The sequence below is a fragment of the Aphanizomenon sp. CS-733/32 genome, assembly GCF_028330045.1.
GTDB lineage: Bacteria > Cyanobacteriota > Cyanobacteriia > Cyanobacteriales > Nostocaceae > Dolichospermum > Dolichospermum gracile.
Genome location: NZ_JAQMSE010000022.1, coordinates 10,623 through 35,138, shown reverse-complemented (window position 1 = coordinate 35,138; position 24,516 = coordinate 10,623). Strand labels below are relative to the sequence as shown.

General features: G+C 38.7%; 14 protein-coding genes and 1 pseudogene. 4 read left to right on the top strand and 11 right to left on the bottom strand.

Features of this window, described 5'->3' with window-relative positions:
* Window positions 1-828: 828 nt before the first annotated feature.
* The 4 genes from PN471_RS01800 to PN471_RS01785 form a co-directional block, all read right to left on the bottom strand.
* Window positions 829-1,185: a hypothetical protein gene (locus tag PN471_RS01800; protein ID WP_148761997.1), complete on the bottom strand. Its 357-nt coding sequence runs from the start codon at window positions 1,183-1,185 to the stop codon at window positions 829-831.
* A gap of 119 nt (window positions 1,186-1,304) precedes the next feature.
* The gene (locus tag PN471_RS01795; RefSeq protein WP_271775417.1) at window positions 1,305-1,694 is read right to left on the bottom strand and encodes a hypothetical protein; all 390 of its coding nucleotides are present in this window, start codon (window positions 1,692-1,694) and stop codon (window positions 1,305-1,307) included.
* A 131-nt stretch (window positions 1,695-1,825) separates the two neighbouring features.
* The gene (bchB, locus tag PN471_RS01790) at window positions 1,826-3,352 is read right to left on the bottom strand and encodes a ferredoxin:protochlorophyllide reductase (ATP-dependent) subunit B (RefSeq protein ID WP_271775416.1); all 1,527 of its coding nucleotides are present in this window, start codon (window positions 3,350-3,352) and stop codon (window positions 1,826-1,828) included.
* Between the two features lie 242 nt (window positions 3,353-3,594).
* Entirely contained in the window at window positions 3,595-6,066 is a 2,472-nt protein-coding gene (locus PN471_RS01785; protein WP_271775415.1) for a BsuBI/PstI family type II restriction endonuclease, read from the bottom strand.
* Between the two features lie 84 nt (window positions 6,067-6,150).
* Here PN471_RS01785 and PN471_RS01780 point away from each other — a divergent pair, with 84 nt between their 5' ends.
* Complete coding sequence (locus PN471_RS01780; protein WP_271775414.1) at window positions 6,151-6,849, top strand: Uma2 family endonuclease; 699 nt, start codon at window positions 6,151-6,153, stop codon at window positions 6,847-6,849.
* A gap of 210 nt (window positions 6,850-7,059) precedes the next feature.
* On the opposite strand, the gene recN is transcribed toward PN471_RS01780, so the two are convergent.
* The 4 genes from recN to PN471_RS01760 all read right to left on the bottom strand — a co-directional run bounded on the left by recN (window position 7,060) and on the right by PN471_RS01760 (window position 11,830).
* Window positions 7,060-8,790 carry a DNA repair protein RecN gene (recN, locus tag PN471_RS01775; protein ID WP_271775413.1) on the bottom strand — a complete coding sequence of 577 codons (1,731 nt, stop codon included), beginning with the start codon at window positions 8,788-8,790 and terminating at the stop codon, window positions 7,060-7,062.
* 112 nt (window positions 8,791-8,902) lie between these two features.
* Entirely contained in the window at window positions 8,903-10,822 is a 1,920-nt protein-coding gene (locus PN471_RS01770) for a WD40 repeat domain-containing protein (RefSeq protein WP_271775412.1), read from the bottom strand.
* A 462-nt stretch (window positions 10,823-11,284) separates the two neighbouring features.
* The gene (locus PN471_RS01765) at window positions 11,285-11,569 is read right to left on the bottom strand and encodes a DUF2442 domain-containing protein (protein WP_271775411.1); all 285 of its coding nucleotides are present in this window, start codon (window positions 11,567-11,569) and stop codon (window positions 11,285-11,287) included.
* A gap of 12 nt (window positions 11,570-11,581) precedes the next feature.
* On the bottom strand, window positions 11,582-11,830 hold the full coding sequence (locus tag PN471_RS01760; RefSeq protein ID WP_096663750.1) for a DUF4160 domain-containing protein: 249 nt from the start codon (window positions 11,828-11,830) through the stop codon (window positions 11,582-11,584).
* A 353-nt stretch (window positions 11,831-12,183) separates the two neighbouring features.
* Here PN471_RS01760 and PN471_RS01755 point away from each other — a divergent pair, with 353 nt between their 5' ends.
* Window positions 12,184-14,214, top strand: a complete 2,031-nt coding sequence (locus tag PN471_RS01755; RefSeq protein WP_271775410.1) for a glycoside hydrolase family 10 protein — start codon at window positions 12,184-12,186, stop codon at window positions 14,212-14,214.
* Here PN471_RS01755 and PN471_RS01750 read toward each other — a convergent pair.
* Window positions 14,148-14,531 (bottom strand): hypothetical protein, encoded by a 384-nt coding sequence (locus tag PN471_RS01750; protein ID WP_271775409.1) that lies wholly within the window; start codon window positions 14,529-14,531, stop codon window positions 14,148-14,150. The two genes, PN471_RS01755 and PN471_RS01750, sit on opposite strands and share 67 nt — an antisense overlap.
* A gap of 35 nt (window positions 14,532-14,566) precedes the next feature.
* Between PN471_RS01750 and PN471_RS01745 the strand changes: the two genes are divergently transcribed.
* On the top strand, window positions 14,567-17,773 hold the full coding sequence (locus tag PN471_RS01745; protein WP_271775408.1) for a glycoside hydrolase family 15 protein: 3,207 nt from the start codon (window positions 14,567-14,569) through the stop codon (window positions 17,771-17,773).
* Window positions 17,774-18,021: 248 nt separating this feature from the next.
* On the opposite strand, the gene PN471_RS01740 is transcribed toward PN471_RS01745, so the two are convergent.
* Window positions 18,022-18,369, bottom strand: a complete 348-nt coding sequence (locus tag PN471_RS01740; protein ID WP_193896730.1) for a Rieske (2Fe-2S) protein — start codon at window positions 18,367-18,369, stop codon at window positions 18,022-18,024.
* A 151-nt stretch (window positions 18,370-18,520) separates the two neighbouring features.
* Between PN471_RS01740 and PN471_RS01735 the strand changes: the two are divergent.
* Window positions 18,521-18,991 (top strand): annotated as a pseudogene (locus PN471_RS01735) (bile acid:sodium symporter family protein); the annotation flags it as partial.
* A gap of 244 nt (window positions 18,992-19,235) precedes the next feature.
* Here PN471_RS01735 and PN471_RS01730 read toward each other — a convergent pair.
* A complete protein-coding gene (locus tag PN471_RS01730; protein WP_271775407.1) occupies window positions 19,236-23,927 on the bottom strand; it encodes a glutamate synthase-related protein in 4,692 nt (1,563 codons plus the stop codon).
* Window positions 23,928-24,516 lie beyond the last annotated feature (589 nt).

Sequence of the window (24,516 nt, the reverse complement as noted above, 5' to 3'; positions counted from 1 at the left end):
GCAGCCTACAAAACAAAAAACAAATCTCAAAACCAAAGAACCGTGGGGCGCACGGTCTTAAAGCTCAGTTAATGTCCTCATAGAGGAGTCACTGAGAAGCCCACACTCACCTGAAAGGGAGTGTGTGGAGTACGTCACTTCTACCCATTGGAATAAGGTAGCTGTTGTCATGATTTATTTTTTTCGTTGACTATCAGCATCCCGAATTTTAATTTCTGAGGGTTTTGATTCATCCTTCTTCTTTTTCGTCAATTCCCAACTTCTGACGTAGTTCATTGATGCTTTGCGGTTTTAAAGTTCTGGCTTTCGCTCTTTCCAAAGCAGTTAAAAGACGTGCTGCATTTTTAGGCGATCGCAGTAAATGAGTTGTTTCTAATAAACTTGCTAATTCGTCAGCAGCAATAAGGGCGACATCCCTGGTTGCTAGGCTAGTTGAGCATACCCTGATAGGGTCAACAGAAACAGATATTCAAGTTGTTATTCCAGGGGATTTAGATATTTTACCAGGAATAAAAACAATTATTCCAGACTATACCAAAAAATTGATTTTGGTAACGATTACTCCTGAACAATATGATGAGTCAACTCAAGCTTCATCTTTTGAATTGAGTAATTTTAAGTTTGACCATGATCCAATTCTCTTAGAGCGAGAAGTCGTACATATTATGCAAGGTAATTATGTAGCTCCATGCAATAATCCTAAGTGCAAGAAAGTGTTTTCATCCCATGTTAAAATAACGATGAATAGTAGTCTTTGTCCAAAGTGTAAGCAAGAACGTTATAGATAAATTCTAAACATTATGCTCACGCTGACGTATTTGAAGTATTTTAAGCATAGATAACACGCAAAGAGTCTAATTCCTTCATGTCAGTAACAACTTTACGTAAAGTTTCACTGAAATAGAAAACTTCATAATTAGGTGCAAGTTCTTTTTGTAGTTGCTTCCACAAACTAATACCTTCTGCTTCAAAAGCCGCTTTAGCCTCTAAACTGGGAAAACCTGATGAATTAGGATCTTCCCAGTTTAATTTTGCATCATAAATATCTGCCCATTTTTCTAAGCGGCTAATTGTTTCTTTGCTGAGTAGCAGTGTTTGAGGGTCAATATCTCCAGCTTTATCATAACTAGCCCACCATAGTGGGTAGCATCCATAATCGGCCATGAGTTTGATTTTGTCTGCCATAGTGAGTTTACCAAGTTATAGAAGAATACGGTTCAGTTAAGGGTTTTTCAGATACTATTAGGTAACGAAATTTTAATGGTTTCAACCCGTTGTGATTTAGTTAACTGAACCGTATTGAGTTATGGGGAAGTTCTGGGGTTAGCCCCAACTATATATCCATTATTGCTTACAGTCACAGCTATATAATGAGTTTTGCCATTAAAATTAACTTCATAAATAGGGCGAGTTTTTCTTCTGTCTTGATAGCCAACTATTTTACCTTCTATTACTGCTGTAATAATTGCATCTGGTATTTGGTCTGCTTCTATTCCTTGACCCGCAAATTGTGAAGAATGTTCTTCTAATATGTGTTGAAGCCCTGCTTCAGATGTTCCTTTTTCTAAAAAGACAATTTTACCATCAGGAGTTTGAGCTATACTCTTTACCTCGTCTGGGGTGTGCTTAATCCCGTTTTCACGGAGTGCTGCTAAGAGTGCGACCTTATCCTGCTGTTTATTTAATTCTGTCATTATAAGTAGTTTTAATAATTTTTAATAATAATCTTTATTGTCCTTTATAAATAGTAATTTGTCAAGTATTTTGGAAAAGAGATTAAGAGGTAAAGATCATCAATGAATCCTTACCCCTTAATCTTCTCAACCTACGCCCCTACAGACTCCTTAGCTGCGTACAAAACCTCAGCCGAGATATCTTTAAACCCACGTTCACGGGCAAACTTTTCAGTATTTCGCTTCACTTTTCCGCGCACAAAACCAGGAATTTTATTCAATTCTGCTTGTCCATCTTTTGTCCAATTCAAACCAGACTCCGCAGAAATTCCTTTGGTAATTACTTCCTTTGTATCGTGTCCACCAAAGATTTCTAAAAGGTGATCTTCCATTCCCAAAGTGAAGGAATTGTAGATTAAATCGGTGATTTGATTTGTGCCTTCATAACCCATAAATGGTTTGTAACCAATGGGGAAATTCTGAACGTGAATTGGTGCTGCAATGACACCGCAAGGAATATCCAAACGTTTACCAACGTGGCGTTCCATCTGTGTACCAAATATAGCAGCAGGTTCAACGCGAGCGATCGCATCCCCAATTTCCCCATGATCATCGGTAATTAATACTTCATCGCAATATTCGCTCACCTGTTCTCTAAACCAGTCAGCATCATACTTGCAATAAGTACCCGCCCAAACTACATGAATCCCCATTTCCCGCGATAAAATCTTTGTCAAAGCCGCCGCATGGGTATTATCACCAAAAACCACCGCTTTCTTCCCTGTCAAGTTCTGACAGTCAATAGAACGGGAAAACCAAGCCGCTTGGGATACGTGCAGAGTTTGTTCATTAATGAAGTCTTCATAATTAACCTCAGCACCTTGAGCGTTAATTACCTGCTGAATTTTACGGATACATCTTGCAGTTTCTACCACACCCATCGGCGTAATATCTACGTAAGGAGTCCCGAATTGTTCTTCTAAATATTTAGCTGTGGTTAACCCCAGTTCTCGGTAAGGAATTAAGTTAAACCAAGCTTGAGGCATAGTTTTTAACTCATGAACCGACGCACCTTCAGGAATCACAGTATTTACCTGAATTCCCAAATCAGTCATTAATCGCTTCAGTTCGGTAACATCGTGGTTATTGTGGAAACCCAGCGTGGAAACTCCGATAATGTTAACTGAGGGTTTGACTGTTTTCTCTGCTGGTAATTCCCCCCGCTTCCGGGCTTTATCAATGTAATATTGGACGATTTGTTGTAGAGTGCGATCTGCGGCTTGTAATTCGTTGTAGCGGTAATGGTTCACGTCCGCCAGCATTACGTCCCCTTTTGCTTCCAACTGCGCCCTTTCCACAAAGTTGTGTAAGTCTTCTTGCAAAATGCTGGAAGTGCAGGTAGGAGTTAAAACAATTAAATCTGGGTGTTCTTCCGCGTCTTTGCGGGTGATGTTGTCTACCACCTTTTCTTGAGAACCACGCGCTAAAACGTTTCTGTCAACAACGCTGGTTGTAACTGGGGTAAAGTTTCTCTCCCGCGATAGCATGGAACGCATAACGTTGAAGTAATCATCACCCAGGGGCGCGTGCATAATTGCATGAACGTTTTTAAAAGAACTCGCAATTCGCAAAGTTCCAATGTGAGCGGGGCCTGAATACATCCAGTAAGCCAATTTCATCCTGTGTTCTCCCTTGACAAGTCAAATAACTATAAGTGCTTGATTATTAAATCGTTTCTGATTTTCTCAAACCTAACCGCTATGAACAAATAAGGTTTGTTGCGAGGTTATTTGATGTGGGAGACAGTGAAACCTAGTTGCTGACTGGGTTATGGCTGCTAATTTAAACAATATTTATGTTGTTTAAGTCAATAAATCTTAATGATTTGCAAAATATTTGGATCAAAATTTCCCAAACTATTTTACTGAGTTTTGTATGGTCCGAGAAATCTCTCTCCGTTAAAATGAATTAAATGATCTGGTTGGTCTGCTACCCAAACTTCTGTTTCCCAAGAAATCTCAGCTAAATATCGAGTCATTTCCTTGCGACTGGGAAAAGCAGTCATAAAAACTAACCCCTTACTACTAGACTGAAATAGTTGTTTTAATTCATTGTGTCGTTTTAAATTCACAGGTCCATGACTGGTGACAGCTTCTATTAATATTAGCCAGTCCTGTTGTTGATAATAAACTACAACATCTGGCATTTTACCATGAGGATCTAAATCAATTCCTATTTCTCTAAACTTTTGAATTTCATTAATAATGAACTTATCCCTCGCATCACTGACATAAAGAACCAAACCTCCTGGTGTAAATCTGGGACAAAAATTTTCACAAATGTCTTTGATTAAATTATTTTGTCCACCTGATGATAGATAAATTGCTTGTCCATTGGGTAAAGTAACGGGAATTGTGGGGATATTTCGAGTTCTATCCTGCAATAAATTCTTGACAGAAATAGTATAATTACGACGAGATTCTTTCCACTGATCAGAACCATAAGATTGTATCAGTAAAAGTGCTTGTTGCTGAAGTTGATAACACCATTTAGGACTATTAGTTGGTCGTTCTGGTTGATCTGGATTTTCCACAACTAAACCCATTTGTACAAACTGGTGCATTGTTTGTCTTCTCACTGTTTCCCGTGTATTTGGTGCGTATTGTTTTCCATAAAAATCACGAAACCAATCCATCATTTCAGTAATTCTGCGTTTGGGTGTTGTTGCTTGATTCCAAGCAGTTTCCGGTCGAATATCTGCTAATGCAAGTAAGCAAAGTGCCGATCTTTCGTTTTGCTGTTCTTTCGGTGCAGAAATTTCTTTAAGAATAGTTAGTGCTTCTTGAATACGTTTACTAGCGTGAATTGTGTTGATTGTTTCACTCATAATTGATAGATTCTGATGTACAAGTTGATCAATTTGATTTTGATCAAACGCAGATTCATGAATTTGTGTTCCTAGTTTTATTAAATCATTTTTACAGGGGTATTTAATTTTTCGTAAGTCTGTAGCATTAACTTGTGTGTTACCACTAAACAGGCGAAAGTATTGATCAAATAAAGTTGAATTGAGAAATGCTGCTAAACCTTTTGCTAGGTCGGGATTCATTCCCTTTCCCCTAGCATGATAATAGTTAAGATGATTTTCTATACCCAGTGCAGATGAATCTATGGGGAAAGATACAGCAGCAACAATACGGCGTTTTTCTTCCTTTGCAGAAAACCGTTTGATTACAACATAACAACCCGATGGAATTAACCATTTTTGTGTTTCTTGATTCTTTTCAATAGCAATTGATTTTTTCGGTTTTGTGGGAGGAAATAAAACTTTTCCTGGTTTGATAGATTCTGGGTAAATTAAGGGAACTGTTTGATCATTTAAGGAATTTCTTAAAGATGATTTGAGACGAAAATCTACAACTGGACCGGTTGAAATTTCTAAACTAAGTTCTTCTAATGTAGATGGAAATTTATCCATTTGCACTTTTAAAGCATCTTCCAAAGAGTTGGTAAGAACATGGATAAACATTTCAGGATCATTTGTCTCAATAACTTGGTTATAGGGAACAAGTCTCATTTCCGAAAAACTATCTAATTCTTGTTCTGAATTAATACTTGTTTCTATAAATTTAGGTTTAGCTTCTGTTTTAGTAGCATGAAAAATAATATTTTCTTGTAAAACATTGTCTTCTGCAAAAGCTAATGAGCGACTTGTAAATATATGAATATTTTGCAGTGACATTTTTTCCAAAAAAGCTTGGCGAAAAGGACGGAAGTAACTACCATTGCAAAAGCTTCTGGGAGTAATTGCCACTATCTCTCCATTTTGAGAAAGTTGTAATATGGATAGCCAAACAAATGCACTATATAAATTTACCGTTTCAATTCCCAGCTTTGACAGTATTTTTCTCTCAATTGATTTACTGTTAATCTTTTTATAAGGTGGATTCATAATAGCATGAGTAAAGTTCTGAGCATAAGTATTAAAAAGTGGTAAATTATTTTCTGGAATACTTCCAATAAAGCTTTCATTCTGTAAACAATAATCTGCTTTAATCCCTCTATTTTTTAAGGCTTGACAACACTGATTAAGACATTCTTGCAGCGAGGGTATAAAGCTTGCTTCTACTTCATAAGCTGTGATAAAACAACTTTCAACTTGATTGGAATTTGTCAATAATCGCTCTACAAAAGCAGCAGTTAAAGACCCAACACCAGCACCAGGATCTAGTAAATTAATCTGACCTGATAAATTCTTAAATTGTCCTGCCATCAATCTCGCAACTGTCGCAGGAGTCATAAATTGACCCAATTCACTTCTTTGTTTTGGGTTTAATTTTGCAGATAAATTAAATCTATTTATATCTGTGGAGTCTGTTAAGAAATTTGTCATATTGTAGATAATAAAATTAGATAATGAAAATTGTGAATAATTTGCTATGATGCAGTCAGGGCTTCATTACTCATTACAACAATTATGGTGGAAATACCCTTTATTACTTCAACAATTCCTCCTTTAACACACGGAGATAAACTCACCCGTTATGAATTTGAACGGCGATATAATACAATATCTAAACCTAAAAAAGCTGAACTAATTGAAGGAATTGTTTATATTATGCCCGCTGCTCTGCGTTTTAGAAGTCATGGGCAACCTCATGGTCGAATCTTAACATGGCTTGGCAATTATGAAGTTTTAACTCCTGGTGTGGCATTAGGAGTTGAACCCACAGTGCGGTTAGACTTGGATAACGAACCTCAACCTGATGCAATTTTGATTATTATACCAGAAGTAGGTGGACAAACTCGAATCAGTGAGGATGATTATATTGAAGGTGCGCCGGAGTTGGTTATAGAAATTGCTGCTAGTAGTGCAGCTATTGACCTACATGACAAAAAACAAGCTTATCGTCGCAATGGAGTCAAAGAATATATTGTTTGGCAAGTTTTAGACCAAAAATTGAGTTGGTTTTCCTTACAAGAAGGTGAATATTTAGAATTAGCACCTAATCAAGAGGGAGTTTTACAAAGTCGGGTATTTCCAGGTTTATGGTTAGCGGTAAATGAATTATTAACAGGTAATATGCAAGTTGTGTTGAATGTTTTACAAGCTGGTTTACAGTCTGTAGAACACGCAGATTTTATAGAGAACTTAGGTAATTTGAAAAGCGATTAGAAATCACGGTTACACAGACGAAACCTACCTTGTCTTTTTTTCTGTTCTGTCGGAGTCAACATCCAAGGAAATTGGTTTTTATGCCTCTTGGGGATCTAATAGTAGCGGATGCAAACCCGTTTACACCCAAAACGCCAAATTTCTATAATCTTATAAAAAATCCTGAAAATCCTGAAATCCTGGATATCCTGATTCTGACAATTTCACCATCTATTTCCCCCTTTCCCGATGATTAGCAGCTTGTAATAATAAAGATTCAGCAAAAGAAATTGCTTCATTTGCTGATTTACCACCAGCTAACTGCGCCAATTCTTCCCGACGGGTAGTTAAATTATCTAAACTTGTTACTCTCACCACAGTTCGCTGTTCATCATTACTATTTCTGGCTTTATTAATAACTAATTTATCAACACGAAAATGACGATCTGCCATTGCTGCAACTAGAGGCTGATGAGTTACACATAATACCTGATGTCCTTGACTAAGTTGGTGCAATTTCTCTGCTATGGCTTGGGCAACTCTACCAGAAACCCCCACATCAATTTCATCAAATATCATTGTTCCCACTTCATTACCTTGATTAAAACAAGCTTTTAAAGCTAGTAAAAAACGGCTCATTTCTCCACCAGAAGCAATTTCTGTTAATGGTTGGATAGGTTCACCGGGGTTAGGACTGAACATAAAAGTAATTTTATCTGCACCTGTAGCTGCGGGGGTAATGGGGACGATTTCTACTTGAAATTTCACCTTATCCATTGCTAACGGCTTGAGTTCAGCTAATAACCGAGATTCTAAATTAGCCGCAGTTTGCTGACGTAATTGGGTTAATTGTTGACTAACTTGCTGGAGTTCCTGTAAATATAATTGTTCTTGTTGTTCTAAAGTTTCGATAGATTGTTCACTATTATTTAGTTCAGCTAATTCAGTTTGAATACGTTCATAATAAGAAATAGCTTCCGTGAGAGTTGGTCCATATTTGCGACAAATTTGTTTTAATTCCCGTATCCGTTCATCCAATTCTTCCAAGCGCTGGGGATCTGCTTCTAGTCCTTCTCCATAAGCATTAATTTGTCTCCCCACTTCCATCACCGCTGCGATCGCATCTCGCACCAATTCCAAGAGAGATTGTAATTGAGGATCATACTCCACCATGTGAGTTAATGTCATCTCTCCATCGGCTAATAAATCAGCAGCAGTGGGCGTTTCCTGATCATCTTGATACAAAGCTTGATAGACTTTGTAACTCATTTGTTGTAAATCCACAACATGATTGAGGCGTTCTCTTTCTTGATTTAATTGTTCCATTTCCTGGGCATCATCAAGATTAGCCGCACCCAATTCTTGTACTTGATATGTTAATAAATCTAACTGTTGCAGCCGTTCCCGTTCTGATGTGCGGCGTTTTTCTAGCGCTTGCCGGGCTTGTTGATATAGAATAAAAGCAGCGGCAACATTTTGGCGTTTTTGCAATAAAGTATCACCACCATATAAATCTAACCAATCTCGAACTTGGGCAGATTGTCCCACCTGTACCGTTTGTCCTTGTGCTGTAATTTCTACTAAACTGTTTCGTAATCCTGCCATTAAGGGGCGATTTACCAGCACTCCATTTACTCTTGATCTACTACGGATATTACTGCTAGTGGTGGCAATTTCCCGACTAATAATCACAGCATGATCATCGGTTAAATCAATTTCTTGTTCACTTAACCAAGCAGCTAGGGGCGGAGTAACGCTAAAAGTCGCCTCCACGATAGCGCGATTTGTGCCAGTGCGAATTACCCGACTAGAGACTTTACCACCCAAAACGGCATCAATAGCATCTAATATGATTGATTTTCCTGCGCCGGTTTCCCCTGTTAATACATTCAAACCTACACCAAAATCCAATTCCAGATGATCAATTAAGGCAAAATTTTCAATTCTTAAATATAGCAGCATTTAAATAATCCTTACTATTGCAGACTTCCCCGTTTTTATTGATTATGGCGTTGGTGAATGAAAGTATGAATTAGTCTCACGCAAAGGAGCAAAGGCGCAAAGGTGAAGATAGTTATGCTATGGGAAATAGAGTAATGGTTGTATCTCCACTTCCAGCCGCTAATATTTTACCATCTGGACTGAAAGTAATTGAGTAAATTACAGAATCAGTACATTTGACGCTAGAAATTTCCTCACCACTAGCGACTGACCATAATTTCACTGTTTTATCTTTACTAGCGCTCGCTAAAATCTGTCCATTAGGACTATATGCAACAGAACAAATATGATCAGAGTGTCCTGATAAAGTTTTAATTTCCTGACTAGTTTCTAGATTCCAAAGTTTAATAGTTTTGTCTTGACTACCACTAATTAAAATTTTTCCGTCGGGACTAAATGCTAGAGAAGTAATCCCTCCAAACCAATCAGAATGTCCTGTTAAGGTTTTCACTTTATTTTCAGCTAATTGTAAAATCTTGATAGTTTTATCATTACCACCTGCACCACTAGCTAATAGTTTACCGTCGGGACTAAAAGTTACAGATAAAACATCATCGGTATGACTTTTGAAGGAGTAAACTTCTTTTCCTGTTTCTAATGACCCTACCGAATTAATTCCTCTAGACCAAGAAGATTCTCCATGTCCTTCAAAGGTGCGATGTTGCTGAGTTGCTAAATCCCACAATTTAATGATTGTATCATCACTCCCACTTGCTAAAAATCTCCCATCTGGACTAAAAGCAACAGAAAGAACTTTATTTTCATGTCCTTTGAGAGTACCAACAAATACTAATTTTTCGGTGTTGTCATTTGATGAAGATGTGGTAGGAATTACTTCCAATGTTTCTTGATAATTATCTGATTCTTTTATACTTGATTCATTTCCTAACTGTGACGGGTTAAACCAAGTATTTAATTCCGTCAACACACCCAAGGTCTTCAACGATTCGTTAATAGAATTTCCAATAGAATCTAAGTTATTAATTCTGTTAATTTCTTCTCTTTCTTGACTTGCTGTTTCTGGTATTGGATTTGTTTGCGAATTTGATTTATTTTCAACCTGTAACGGTTGTACCAAAGCTGTAAATAAACTATCTAATTCTGTTAATCTATCTGTCAACCGTTGGTTAATAGAATCAAGGATATCATTATTTTTGGAAATTTCACTTGCTTGCTTTTCTTTAATTTCACCTATTGATTGGTTTTGTTCTAAAATTGTCTGATGTAATTTTTGTGTTGAATTATCAATTTCTGCAAATCGAGAATTAACAACTTCGATCTGTTGATGAATCTGAGTAAATTCCTGACTTTGATTTTCTTGATTATCCCGTAATTCTGCTAATTGTTGCTGACTGCTTTCATTGCCATTTTTGATAGAAGGTTCAATTTCTGCAAATCGAGAATTAAAGACCTGTAGCTGTCGATTAATTTGTGATAATTCAGTTTTCAATTCTGCCATGTTGCTGATATATTCATCTCTATCAACAGTAGAACTCAAACCTTCTAGAGAAACATCTAATTGCTGTAACCGATTATTGACTATTTGCATTTGTTGATTAATTGCATTAAATTCCGTACTCAATTTTTGCATTGATATTTGAATTTTCTGATCAACAATTTGACTAACTTCCTGTTTATAAACTTCAAGTTTTCCCAAACGTTCATTAATTGCCATCTCAATTGTTTGGTCAATAATTTGGCTGAGTTGTTGTCTCCAAGCTTCGATTTGTTCCAAACGTTGATTGGAGGTATTCATGGTTTTTTCTACTTGGTAAAATTCTTCAGTGATATTTTGCAAACTTGTTTGTAATTGCTCAATTTGTGATTGGGAATAATTAAACTTAGGACGATTAACTAAATTTAAAGCTACACTTAAACTCAGGGGAATAACTGCATAAACCACCTGTTGCGTCACTGTAGCTACTATTGTTCCCAAGATTGATAACCCCAAACATACATACTCGCTAACTTCTAGCAACTGACGATTATTCATGGTAACTGGTATTACTTGTCAAGTCGTGATTACTATATCACAAAACATAGTCAATAAAATTCAGAAAATAAAACTTTATACTCTTTGCGCCTCTGCGTCTCTGCGTGCAAAAAACGTGTTGTACTAGTAAAATCGTTGGCTTATTGATTACATTCTCAATAATCTTGAGAATTAACCGAGCATATTCTCAACAAACATAGAAATGTGATTTTTTTGCAGAAGAGAGATTTAAAAAACTTATTTTTCCCGACGTTGCTGATTAAGGGTATGAATTTTAGTCTCACGCAAAGGCGCAAAGACGCACTGAGGTTTGAGTTTTAAAGATTCAATTTGGGAATTTCATACCTCAATTCAGCAACGCCATTTTTCCCAACCAGTTAAACGTGCATATCTGCCTTTTGGAGATGTTCCTGATACACATTGGGCGATAAATGCGATTAAGAAAATTTATGAACCTGGATTTTATCTGTTCCCTATTCCCTGTTCCCTGTTCCCTTCTTTTGTAATGCTGATTCCATTTTGCCAAAGTTCATATTCACTGATATCAATATCCTCATTCCAAACTAACGCATAACCACCTGAATCAATGATAAAATTTCTAAAAAATGCCGGATTTTTTAAAGGAGAAAACATTGGGTTATCTAATAATTTAGAGATATCATATTTTTTTAGTTCGTTATTTGTAAACTTAATGATCAAGTTATGATCATCTATAGCTTGAGCAGAAACAATACGAGCAGGTTTCATCAAAACTCTCCATTATTTTAAAGGTGGCAGTTTATTAAACTCTTGGCTATTCCACATATTGAGCAGTTCTTTCTGATACAATGTAGCCCATTCTATTACCATTTTTTCAGCACGACTGGGTAAATCTCCTTCAATAATTTTTAAAGACTCAATACCAACTAAGGCATTATACTCACCGTAAACTGCATGAAAATGAGGAGGTGGGTGATCAGCAAAGAAAATTTTGATAACTATTCCATAAAACCGTGTAACTTCTGGCATAAAGATATAGGACTTACGCATTGACGAGGAGTATCATCTAGGAATGACACACTGTACAAATTAACCTTCCTTCCGCAATCCTAATTTTTAGATATAAGAACTTCCAGATTATATATCTTCACAATAACATAAAATTTCCAGATGTCAATACCCTAGTAAAATCGTTGGCTTATTGATTTCATTCTCAATAATCTTGAGAATTAACCGAGCATATTCTCAACAAACATAGAAATGTGATTTTTTTGCAGAAGAGAGATTTAAAAAACTTATCTGTCTGACTGCATTGCTAGAAAATTAGCAGTTATGACTTAAAAATTGCTAAATTAACAGAAGATGTAACTATCTCCTTAAATATGGTATCTACTCCCATAACATTCTCCGATATTCAAAATCATTGGTCCCGACCATTTATAGAAGCTTTAGCAGCACGGCGGATTATCAGCGGTTATCCTGATGGAACTTGTCGCCCCAATAACCCTGTAACTCGCGCTGAATTTGCTGCCATTATCGCTTCAGTTTTTTCCCAACCAGTTAAACGTGCATATGTGCCTTTTGGAGATGTTCCTGATACACATTGGGCAATAAACGCGATTAAGAAAGTTTATGAAACTGGATTTTTGACTGGTTATCCGAACAAGCGGTTTGGGATAGATGAAAGTATTGCTAAGGGTGATGCTTTAGTCTCAATGGTCAATGGTTTGGGAATTGCTGGTCAAGTTGACCTGGATTTAGTGAGTAAACTGGCAGAAATTTATCAAGATGGATCTTTAATTCCTTACTATGGAATTAATCAAATAGGTTTGGCGACTCGTGCTGGTTGGGTGGTGAATTATCCCAACGTCAAAATACTAAATTATAAAACAGCCGCTACTCGTGCAGATGTGGCAGTGATGGTTTATCAAGCTTTAGTGTATTTGGGAAAAGCGCAAAAAATTCCTTCTGACTATATTGTTGCAGCATCTATAACCACAACGATTCCTACACCTAAACCGACAACCTCCAAGACTGTTAAGGTAAATCATCGGCGAGAATTTCGAGGCGCTTGGGTTGCGACTGTGTGGAATAGTGATTGGCCTTCTAAGCCAGGACTGTCTGTGGAACAGCAAAAAGCGGAATTGGTGGCGATTATTAAACAGTTACAAGCTTTGAATTTCAACGCTTTAGTTTTGCAGGTGAGACCGGAAGGTGATGCTGTATATGCTTCTGACTTAGAACCTTGGAGTGCTTGGATAACAGGAACTCAGGGAAAAGCACCAAGTCCATTTTATGATCCTTTGGAGTTTGCGATCGCCCAATGTCATCAACGCAATATTGAATTACACGCTTGGTTTAATCCTTACCGCGCTAGAGCTAACAGTCAAGTTCCTAACGTTCGTCCTCACATTGCAGTTACAAATCCCGAAGTTGTTTATCAATGGGGTAGTCAACAATGGATGGACCCCGGTGCAAAAATCGTTCAAGACAGAGCATACAACGTCATTATTGATGTTGTCCGCCGTTATGATTTAGATGCAATTCATTTAGATGATTATTTTTACCCCTATCCCATATCTGGTAAACCTTTTCCCGATGATAAAACCTACGGAGCTTATAAAGCCAGTGGCGGTAAACTAAGTTTAGAAGATTGGCGACGGGAAAACGTTAATCAAATGGTATTGCGACTTTCCCAAGGAATCAAAGCCACCAAACCTCATGTGAAATTTGGAATTAGTCCTTTTGGTATTTATCGTTCTGGAGAACCTGCGGGAATTGTCGGGTTAGATGCCTATAATGTTCTCTATGCAGATTCTAAAAAATGGTTACAGCAAGGCTGGATAGATTATATTGCTCCTCAACTTTATTGGCGTACCGACCAAACCAAACAAGGTTATCAAACTTTGCTGAAATGGTGGACAGAAATTAATACCAAACAGCGTCATGTCTATGCAGGTAACAATCTCGGACAACTAGATGGGAAGGAATGGAAAAACAGCGAAATTGTCAAGCAGATTCAGATTTCTCGGAATTTAGCAGGTAGTTTATCTTTGGGTAATATCTTTTTCAGCATGACGGGTATTCAGGAAAATCGTCAAGGCATTGCTGACCAATTTAGAACCGATTATCCCACACCTGCCTTAGTTCCCACTATGTCATGGCAAAGTTCCATCACGCCACCACCTCCCAAAAATCTCAAGTTTATGGATGGAAAATTAAACTGGGAACCGGGAGATAATCAACCTGTGCGTTCTTGGACTCTGTATTTGCAAAATAACAATAATTGGATAATTCAACGCATTTTATCTGCTGGTACGACCTTTGCGACAGTCCCACCCGGAACTTATGCGGTATGTGCTGTGGATAGATTAGGGAATGAAAGTGAAGGTGTAACGATTACTGTAATTTGACTGATATTGTAGGGTGCGTTAATGATAGGAATGCTAATTGCCGAACCAATCAAAGATCCTGCTAAAATATTGATGATGATGGCAAAGCGAGCAACAACATTTTCAATACCAATAACACCGCTGCGAAAAACAAATGAGCAGATAACAGTAACTAAACTAACAACGAGATTGATAATAATTGCCGGAAGAGTGCGATAATTAAAAATCCTAATTAGTACAGGCAACCGAAACTCTGCACCCCCCAAACCGATTAACCCGCCAAGAACCCCCACCAAAGCACCCCAAGTAAACGCCCAAATATTTCGAATATTTCGCATCCCTATCTCCAAACTCACACTGTAAAAGCGGCATAATGACTACATCTACCACATCCCCAACTTCCTTAGATTTTTACTATCAGCAAATCAAGACAATTATTTTAGCGCGTCAAAACCCCATTACTGGTTTATTACCAGCGAGTACCGCTATTACTGCTCATGGAGATTATACGGATGCCTGGGTGCGAGATAATGTGTATAGTATTTTAGCAGTTTGGGGTTTAGCTTTAGCCTATCGCAAATTAGATCATGATGATGGGCGAACTTATGAACTAGAGCATAGTGTAGTCAAGCTAATGCGGGGGTTGTTGTTTTCTATGATGCGACAATCTCATAAAGTTGAAAAATTTAAACATACACAATCTCTATTAGATGGACTTCACGCCAAATATAATACAGCTACAGGTGATATAGTCGTCGGTGATGATGAATGGGGACATTTGCAGCTTGACGCGACATCTATATTTTTATTAATGTTGGCACAAATGACCGCCAGTGGATTATCAATTATTTTTACATTGGATGAAGTGAACTTTGTCCAAAACCTAGTTTATTATATTGGTCGAGCTTATAGAACACCGGATTTTGGTATTTGGGAACGGGGAAATAAAATTAATCATGGTAGTGCAGAATTAAACGCTAGTTCCTTGGGAATGGCTAAAGCAGCTTTAGAATCTATAAATGGATTAAACTTATTTGGTGTTCATGGTAGTCAAGCATCAGTAATTCATGTTTTACCAGATGAAATTGCTAGAGCCAGAATTACTTTAGAATCATTATTACCTAGAGAATCAGGTTCTAAAGAAATTGATGCCGCGTTATTAAGTATTATTAGTTATCCTGCTTTTGCGGTGAAAGATGAGCAGTTACGAGAACGCACCTTGAATGAAATTATTAGTAAACTTGAGGGAAAATATGGTTGTAAACGGTTTTTGCGAGATGGACATCAAACCGTTTTAGAAGACACAGAACGCCTCCACTATGAACCTGGTGAACTTAAACAATTTGAACATATTGAATGTGAATGGCCCTTATTTTTCACTTATTTAGTTCTTGATGGTTTATTTCGGGGTGAACAAGCACAAATTGAGAAATATCAGCAACTTTTAGAATCATTGTTGGTAGAACAGAATGGGTTACAGCTATTACCAGAAATTTATTATGTTCCTGAAGAAAATATAGAAGCTGAGAAATTAAATCCTCAGTCTCAGTTAAGATTACCAAATGAAAATATTCCTTTAGTTTGGGCGCAAAGCTTATATTATTTGGGTAAAATGTTAAGCGAAGGCTTAATCTCGTTGGGAGATATTGATCCTTTAGGAAGACATTTAAACGTCGGAAAACAGCGCAGTGCTTTAGTTCAAATTGCTTTAATAGCAGAAGATGAAGCTCTACAAACGCAATTAGAAATATATGGAATTGAAACTCAAACTCCTACCCAAGTTGCACCAATTCAAATTAGAAAATCCGAAGAACTTTCCCAAATTTATACGCAAATTGGCAGAAATGATCAATTGGGTTTAACGGGTCGTCCTTTGCGAAGACTGAGAAGTTTAACGATATCAAGATTCTTTCGGATTCGAGAGCAAACAGTTGTCTTTTTACCATCATTTCTAGATTCTCAACAGTTTTATTTAACTCTTGATTATCATTTTTTAGTAGATCAAATTAGAGGTGAATTGGCTTATATTCAAAAATACTGGAGTGATTTAGGTCGTCCGACTTTGACTTTAATGATTACTCGAACTATGCTAGAAACTGGTTCTGAAGCATTATTAGAATTAATGCAAGAACTCAAAGATGGTATTTGTAACGGAGTCAAGGTAAAATTAGGAAAACTCAATCAATTAATGCTGACAGCAGCAATTCAAAGAATTGATTTTTTGTCAGATGCACAATTCTCTCAATCCTCAGTTGCAAATCGGGGAATCCGTTGTTATTACCTGACTTCTCATTTAGAAAAAAGTTGGTCTTTGGGACATACCCAAGAATTCCAAATGGAATGCGAAACTAACTTAGATTTATTATTAAAATATTTGCGCTCATCAGAAAATATTTATGAGCAAATTGAATTACTGCAAACTTTAACTCGGTTACAGGGTTTAGAATTTGATACAGGCTATGCGGGTCCTACCCATGCTGTCACTGTAGCCGATTTACTTGATGAAGTTTATACTAAAGCCGGGGATTTAGGTTTGTGGGCGGTGGTGCGACGGGCTGCGGGTTTACGCCAAATGCTCGATATTGGCTTATCAGACGCGATAACGAGTATTTTGGTGCAAGGTAAGCAAATTGCAGTTGGGAGGGCTTATAGTCAAGCTTCTTTGATAGTTGTTCCTATATCTGGAAGTGAAATTACTGAGAAAATTAATAACTTTTGTCGTGAGGATATACGAGATAGAGTTTTAACCCAAGAAATTCTCATTTATCTTGGTGTATTAATCAAATCAGAACCAGAATTATTTCGGGGATTTCTGACATTAAGAGTCGGTTATTTGATTCTTTTAATTACTAGCGACATAGCCAGAGAATTCATCCTCACCCAAGATGAAGCTTATGAAAGATTAATGCAGCTATCACCTTTTGAAGTAAAAATGCGGTTGCGTCAAGTGTTAACTGGATACAGTGGGGTGAGTAGTTTATTACGTCAACAGGAATCATTGCACGTTAAACAAAAAGAAAGTGATATTGCTTGGGTTGTCCTACCTGTAATTAGTGAAGAAGCCGAAGTTCCTCCTGATGGTTGGCGGAGATTTCGTCAAGCAGAAGGGGCATTAAATCGCGTACCCAAAGACTTTTTTAAACAAGTTTGGCTATTAATGCAGCATTGCAAAGGTTTAGTTATTGGCGATAAATTGGAACGCCGAAATCGGTTAGAAAGTGAAATTATGCTTTCGGAAATGACAGCAGGAGAAAGAAATTTTGCTTTATTAGTTGAACATTTGCTGAATAAAATTGAAGCTCCAGAATATCGCCAAGTTAATGTAGAAGCCTTGATGGAATTGGCTGCAATCGTGGCTAATAACCCTAAGTTGCAAATTGAGGAATATATAGTTTTAGATGTGTTAATCGGTCACGCAGTCCGGTTAGCGTGGTTGGAAAATCATCCCCATCGTAGCAATTATTATGATGAAGATAAAGCCAGTGCATGGCCATCATTTTATAATAGTTCGCCCCAAGATTGCGCCAATTATATTTTGAAGGCGTTTAGATTCTTGACGGAGTTTGTCAAAGATGTTTAAACTCATTTTTAAGGTGAATTAAGATGAATAAGGTGACAAAACCAAAACTACCATTCAAGTTTTTATGAGTTTTCACGGGATTTTCCTTGGGGTGTGACAGTTGTGGGTGCAGAATGTGGGATACAGAGTATGGGAACGAGAAAAATGAGAAAGTGAGAACCGGACAAGGTAGTTAGGATATCAATTAATCGTGAAATTCAGATTTATGGGCGCAGGCCCTGCGCCGCTACTTTTGCTATTATAGCTGGTTAGACATCAATTAAAATGTTGCCTGCTTCCACTTTGATAGGATAGGTTGGTAGGGTTTTTTCCGAGGAAACCATTGACAGTAATTTACCAACTACGGGTGGGAAGGGACACCAAGTTTTTACTTCTCCATTACCCAAGTCAAATGCACTGCGGTGGAAGGGACAAACTATCGCCCCATCTTCAATTTTTCCTTTTTTCAAAGACATTTTTAAGTGAGGGCAGGTATCATCTACAGCATAAAGCTGATTTTCGTGGTTTAAGAGTAAGATCTTGCGATCGCCCACTTTGACTACTTCCCGCGCACCAGCAGTCAGTGCGTTAGCAGCTAAAACTTGAGTCCAAGCCATGAGATTCTCCTAATTTTAATAGACCTATTCTTAGTTTCTCGCAATTGTGTCCTATGCGATCGCTAATCATAAGTTACCAGTTTGCAGATGTTCCACCATTGACCCCTGTTATCTAGAAGGAAATCACAGTCTGATATTATCTTTTTGTATTATTCGGGCAACAATAGGACAAATTTTTCTGATGACGCTTTTGCCTATCGGATTGGGAATGGGAATGGGGCAGCTATTTCCCGAAATCGCCCGTCGTTTGGAAAAACTGACTAACCGCCTCGCAGTTGGTTTGCTGGCGCTAATTATACTCATGCTCATCATTCGTGAGTGGAACAGTATCCCCGAATTTATTCTCCAAGTTGGAGTTGCGGTTGTGCTGTTAAATGTGATCTCAATCTTGGCGGGATTTTATATTAGCAAGGTGTTTAAACTCAATCCTCCTCAACAAATCTGCATTGCCATCGAGGTTGGTATTCAGAATGGCACATTAGCGATCGCAATTACGGCTGGACTACTCAACAATCCTGATATGGCAGTACCGGCTGCGGTTTACAGTTTATTTATGTATGTAACCGGCTTTATTGCTATTAGTTACGGTAAAAAATTGGCTACAACCAACTCTATTCATTGAACATTTTCAAAATTACTAAACCAATCAATTTTGTAGGGGCAAACCCCCCGTGGTTGCCCCAAATACCGGGATAGGCACGGAGGCGCTACCCCTACATTAAATCCAAATATTTTATAACCAAAGCCAGTAGGGGCGCAGACCCTGCGCCCAAAATAGGGTTAACAAGTGCGTAAGGATAAACAGGATAAAGTATTTAATTAAGTCCTGGAAATCCTCAAATCCTGGACATCCTGATTCAGACAAATTACACAGAACTCAATTGTTTTTCTGCTACTTTGGCTTCTGGACTATCAGATTCAGAAGGTGGTACTAATTGCCAGAATTTAGGTAAGTATGATTCCCAATTAGCAATAATTTCCTGTGCCTTGGGTGAACCAGTTTTCCGGGCATGAGTTTGAATTAACTCATATAATTGGTTTACTCCCGCCTCACTGACAACCCGTTGCACTTTGACAATGGCATGATTGACAAAATCAGGGAAATTACTTACTTCATCAAGGAAATAAGCTAAACCGCCTGTCATACCTGCACCCACGTTGCGGCCTGCTTTACCCAGAACCACAATTACACCACCAGTCATATACTCGCAGCAGTGATCTCCAGCCCCTTCAATTACCGCTGTTCCTTTAGAGTTCCGCACCGCAAACCGTTCTCCAGCCAACCCATTGGCAAATAACGCCCCACCTGTTGCACCATAAAGGCAAGTATTCCCCACAATTACGTTTTGGGCTGGGTTGTAGGTGGCATTGGTTGGGGGCTTAATAATAATCTCCCCACCGTTCATACCTTTGCCTACATAGTCGTTAGCTTCACCAACTAGGGTGAGGGTGACACCATCGAGGTTAAATGCACCGAAGCTTTGCCCTACACTACCCTCGAAATTGAGGTTAATTTGCCCCTTAAAGCCGTCGTCACCGTATTTATGAGCGATCGCCCCAGTTAACCTTGCACCAACTGTTCTATCGGTATTTACAACCGGGAGGGTTTTACTAACTGTGCCATGATTGCCAATAGCAGCTTGAATATCGGCATCAGCTAGTAATTGATCATCTAAAACAGGTCCATTGCTATGAACCTTCTCATGTGTTAACCAACTGCGATTAACTTTCGCATCTGGTAGTTTAGTTAAACAATCTAAATTCAAAGCCTGGGTTTTATTCAATTTGATTTCAGAACGTACTGTTAATAAATCAGCCCTACCAATTACCTCTGATAAAGAACGATAGCCCAATTTAGCCAACAGACTCCGCACCTCTTCCGCAATGAAGTAGAAGAAGTTAACAACGTGTTCAGGAATGCCAGTAAAGCGTTTCCGCAGTTCTTCCTTCTGAGAAGCTACACCCACAGGACAATTATTAGTGTGGCAAATCCGCGCCATAATGCAGCCTTCCGCAATCATGGCTATGGAACCGAACCCAAACTCCTCTGCCCCCATTAACGCCCCAATCAGGACATCCCAGCCGCTTTTGAGACCACCATCTACACGCAAGATGACGCGATCGCGCAAACTGTTTTCCATCAATACCCGATGTACTTCCGTTAACCCCAATTCCCAAGGACTACCCGCGTGTTTAATTGAAGAAAGGGGTGATGCACCAGTACCGCCATCATGTCCCGAAATTTGGATAATATCGGCGTTAGCTTTAGCTACACCCGCCGCAATTGTGCCAATCCCGATTTCTGCCACTAATTTCACGGAAACTTGGGCTTTAGGGTTAATTTGGTGCAAGTCAAAAATTAACTGGGCTAAGTCTTCAATGGAATAAATATCATGGTGGGGTGGTGGTGAAATCAATGTGACACCGGGCTTAGAACGGCGCAACATGGCAATATAGGGGCTTACTTTCGGTCCAGGTAGTTGTCCACCTTCCCCTGGTTTTGCACCTTGGGCAATTTTAATTTCCAGTTGTTGGGCTGTAGCTAAGTATTGGGGCGTAACACCGAAGCGTCCTGATGCAATTTGTCTAATGGCACTTGCAGCCGTGTCACCATTTCGCAACCCATTGAGATGGGGGAGAGTAGGCGATTTACCGTTAGTATCCACATCTCTCAAAATATTGTAACGAACGGGATCTTCCCCACCTTCACCAGAATTAGATTTACCACCAATGCGATTCATAGCGATCGCTAAAGTTTCATGTGCCTCCCGGGATAACGCCCCTAAAGACATCCCACCCGTACAGAAACGCTTCACAATATCACTAACTGATTCTACCTCTTCTAGAGGAATTGACGAGCGCTCGCTATGGAAATCTAGCAAATCACGCAACGCCGTTACCGGACGATTGTGCAGATGTTGTTTATAAACTTCATAATGGTCATACTGCTTACCATTAACCGCCTTATGCAGCGACTTCGCCAATTCTGGGCTATTCATGTGGTATTCACCACCGGGACGGTATTGCACAAAACCTAAGTTTTCCAACTTCTTCGCCGTCAATTCCGGGAAAGCCTTACGGTGGAAAGATAACACCTCTTGCGCTAACTCACTCACACTTAAACCACCAATGCGGGAAGTTGTTCCCCGGAAACCCAAAGCCAACAAATCACCACCAATCCCAATAGCTTCAAATATTTGCGCCGCTTGATAGCTGGAAAGTAGAGAAATTCCCATCTTCGAGAGGATTTTCAGCAACCCAGATTCTACAGCTTTGCGATAATTTTCTACGGCTTGATCTAAAGTCAGTCTGGCGATTTTACCCCTTTCCATAAACTGTTGGGTTTTGGGTTCAGCCCACCAAGCGGTAACAGTATCTAGGGCCATGTAAGGACAAACTGCCCCCGCACCATAACCCAGCAAACAAGCAAAATGATGGGTACTCCAACATTGGGCTGTATCCACAATTAAGGATGTTTTCATCCGTAACCCTTCACGGATTAAGTGATGGTGAACCGCACCAATGGCTAATAAAGGAGGAATATAAGTATATTCTGCCGCAATCCCTGTATCTGTTCTGTCACTTAATATGAGAATCTTCGCACCAGCCCGCACCGATTCCGCAGCTTGTTCTTGCAAAGATTCCACAGCCGTTTTTAAACCATCTGGTCCTGTGGCTATGGGAAATAAAGTTGACAATTCAGCCGTTGCAAATCCTGACAACTTAATAGTTTCTAATTCTGTCTGAGTCAGGACGGGTGACTCCAATTTGAGTCTGCGGGCGTATTCTGGTTTAGGTTCTAATAAATTCCCCTTTTCACCCAACTCCACAGTTAAAGACATCACCAACTTTTCCCGTAATGGGTCAATGGCTGGGTTAGTAACTTGGGCAAATCGCTGTTTAAAATAGTCATACAGCAAATGGGGTTTTTCTGACAATACAGCCAAAGGAATATCATCCCCCATACAGAAAGTTGCTTCTGCACCGGTACTAGCCATAGGATGAATCACCATTTCTACATCTTCTATGGTGTAACCAAAGGCTATTTGCTGCTGTAATAACAGTTGCGTATCAATTTTCTCAGGAGTTGGTGATAAATGTCCATTGCCATTACTGAGGCTATGGTGTCCATTACCGTTACCATTAACTAATATATGGACTTTAACTAAGTTCCTCAATTCCAGACGGTGTTGTTGCAACCATTCCCCATAAGGATGTTGTTTAGCAATGCGCTGTTTAATCTCCCAGTTCTTTAAAATTTCCTGGTTGTTTAAATCCACCGCAATCATTTGTCCAGGTCCCAGTCTACCTTTTTCGAGAATGTTTTCTTCTGGGAAATCCACAACTCCAGCTTCGGAGGCAACAACAATATAATCATCTTTGGTAATGACATAACGCGCAGGTCTTAAACCATTACGATCTAATGTCGCTCCAACTTTTTTGCCATCGCTAAATACTAACAGCGCAGGTCCATCCCATGCTTCTTGCAAACCGCTGTAATATTCATAAAAATCCACAATTTCGGGATATTCAGCCAAGGAAGGTTGATTTTTGTAAGCTTCGGGAACCATCATCATTAACCCTTCTAAGGGGCTACGTCCCGATCGCACCAACAACTCTAGTACATTATCTAAAGTAGCGGAATCACTATTGTCAATGTTCACCACTGGCTTGAGTTCCTCAAACCTATCTTCCCAAATCGGATGACTCAAAGTAGCTTCCCGTGCCATCATCCAATTAATATTCCCCAACAGAGTATTAATTTCTCCATTATGACCTAATAGCCGCATAGGTTGGGCTAACGGCCATTTAGGCATAGTATTGGTACTAAAGCGGCGATGATATACCGCAAATGCCACTTTAAAAGCCGGATTTTTTAAGTCTTCGTAAAAATCCCCCAAAACAGCGGAACGCACCATGCCTTTATAAACAATTGTGCGACTAGACAAAGAACAAACATAGAAATCTTCAGAAATTTTTCTGCCCGCTTGCATAATTCGACGACGGGCAATGTACAATTCTCTTTCTAGCTCATCGCCGCTTTTATCAGCACAATAAATGATCACTTGTTCTATTTGCGGCTGATTTTCTTTTGCTTGTACCCCTAATACTTCAGGACGTACTGGAACTACTCGCCAGCCCAGAATAGTTAATTTTTCTTCTGCTGCTATTTGCTCAAATGCAGTTTTAGCAGCTTTGGCGGCTATTTTATCTTGGGGAAAAAATACCATCCCCACAGCCATATTACTCAACTTGGCAAAATCAATGCCATGATTGTTATCTTGTGCCAATAATTCCCAAGGAATCGCTGTTAATATCCCCGCACCATCTCCAGAATCTTGGTCAGCACTACAACCCCCTCTATGTTCTAAGCAAGTTAAAGCAGTTAAAGCTTTATCCAAAATTTCATGACTGGCAATATTTTGACGATGGGTAATAAACCCGACTCCACAAGCATCCCTTTCTTCTACTAACCATTTTTGCCCTGGATATGCATCTGAAAAATTAGTATCTGACACTGTAATTTGCTGACCCTGATTTGATGGTTGATGATTCATACTCTATTCCTGAAAATGGTGAGGTACAGATGTTGTTATTACTGCTAGAGGGAAATTTTCTCAGTTTTGGCACTGGATAAAAATATATACAGCAGGAGTCACAGAGTTAGGAGTCAGGAATAAAACTGGCTTGCTGTCCGGCTTTGAATTTAGATCCTGTACCTCATTAATCTGCAATCTGCTGTAATTACCAAAGTTTAGAGATAACAATCTTGGCTTGACTTTTAACCAAAGCTGTGCTACCAATGCCTATTTATTTTTTATTTGTTTAATGCACTGTAAAGACAAACTACCCTAATCCAGAAGAACCTGTAAATGCAACGGTTTTGAAGTTTGCAGTTTTTTGCTCACGGCTGATCACCATGCAAGCTATTCTTGTTCTTAGCTGATTACTGATAGCTCCCGAAAATTAGCCTATTTTCACTATATGCCCATTTGACAATTCCTAAAACATATCTATTTTTCCCTGTATTTTGGCTGTTTATTTATTATCAACCACAGGAACTTTAGATTTTAGATTCAAACCCCAAAACCTAAAATTTCAGAGATGAGGGTGTCCGAATTTGAGCTTTAACCCCCAACAATATCA

Bases quoted from the DNA above. Each gene is read 5' to 3' on its own strand.
- PN471_RS01800 (WP_148761997.1), bottom strand. From the start codon at position 1,185: ATGGCAGACAAAATCAAACTCATGGCCGATTATGGATGCTACCCACTA.
- PN471_RS01795 (WP_271775417.1), bottom strand. From the start codon at position 1,694: ATGACAGAATTAAATAAACAGCAGGATAAGGTCGCACTCTTAGCAGCA.
- bchB (WP_271775416.1), bottom strand. From the start codon at position 3,352: ATGAAATTGGCTTACTGGATGTATTCAGGCCCCGCTCACATTGGAACT.
- PN471_RS01785 (WP_271775415.1), bottom strand. From the start codon at position 6,066: ATGACAAATTTCTTAACAGACTCCACAGATATAAATAGATTTAATTTA.
- PN471_RS01780 (WP_271775414.1), top strand. From the start codon at position 6,151: ATGGTGGAAATACCCTTTATTACTTCAACAATTCCTCCTTTAACACAC.
- recN (WP_271775413.1), bottom strand. From the start codon at position 8,790: ATGCTGCTATATTTAAGAATTGAAAATTTTGCCTTAATTGATCATCTG.
- PN471_RS01770 (WP_271775412.1), bottom strand. From the start codon at position 10,822: ATGAATAATCGTCAGTTGCTAGAAGTTAGCGAGTATGTATGTTTGGGG.
- PN471_RS01765 (WP_271775411.1), bottom strand. From the start codon at position 11,569: ATGAAACCTGCTCGTATTGTTTCTGCTCAAGCTATAGATGATCATAAC.
- PN471_RS01760 (WP_096663750.1), bottom strand. From the start codon at position 11,830: ATGCCAGAAGTTACACGGTTTTATGGAATAGTTATCAAAATTTTCTTT.
- PN471_RS01755 (WP_271775410.1), top strand. From the start codon at position 12,184: ATGGTATCTACTCCCATAACATTCTCCGATATTCAAAATCATTGGTCC.
- PN471_RS01750 (WP_271775409.1), bottom strand. From the start codon at position 14,531: ATGCGAAATATTCGAAATATTTGGGCGTTTACTTGGGGTGCTTTGGTG.
- PN471_RS01745 (WP_271775408.1), top strand. From the start codon at position 14,567: ATGACTACATCTACCACATCCCCAACTTCCTTAGATTTTTACTATCAG.
- PN471_RS01740 (WP_193896730.1), bottom strand. From the start codon at position 18,369: ATGGCTTGGACTCAAGTTTTAGCTGCTAACGCACTGACTGCTGGTGCG.
- PN471_RS01730 (WP_271775407.1), bottom strand. From the start codon at position 23,927: ATGAATCATCAACCATCAAATCAGGGTCAGCAAATTACAGTGTCAGAT.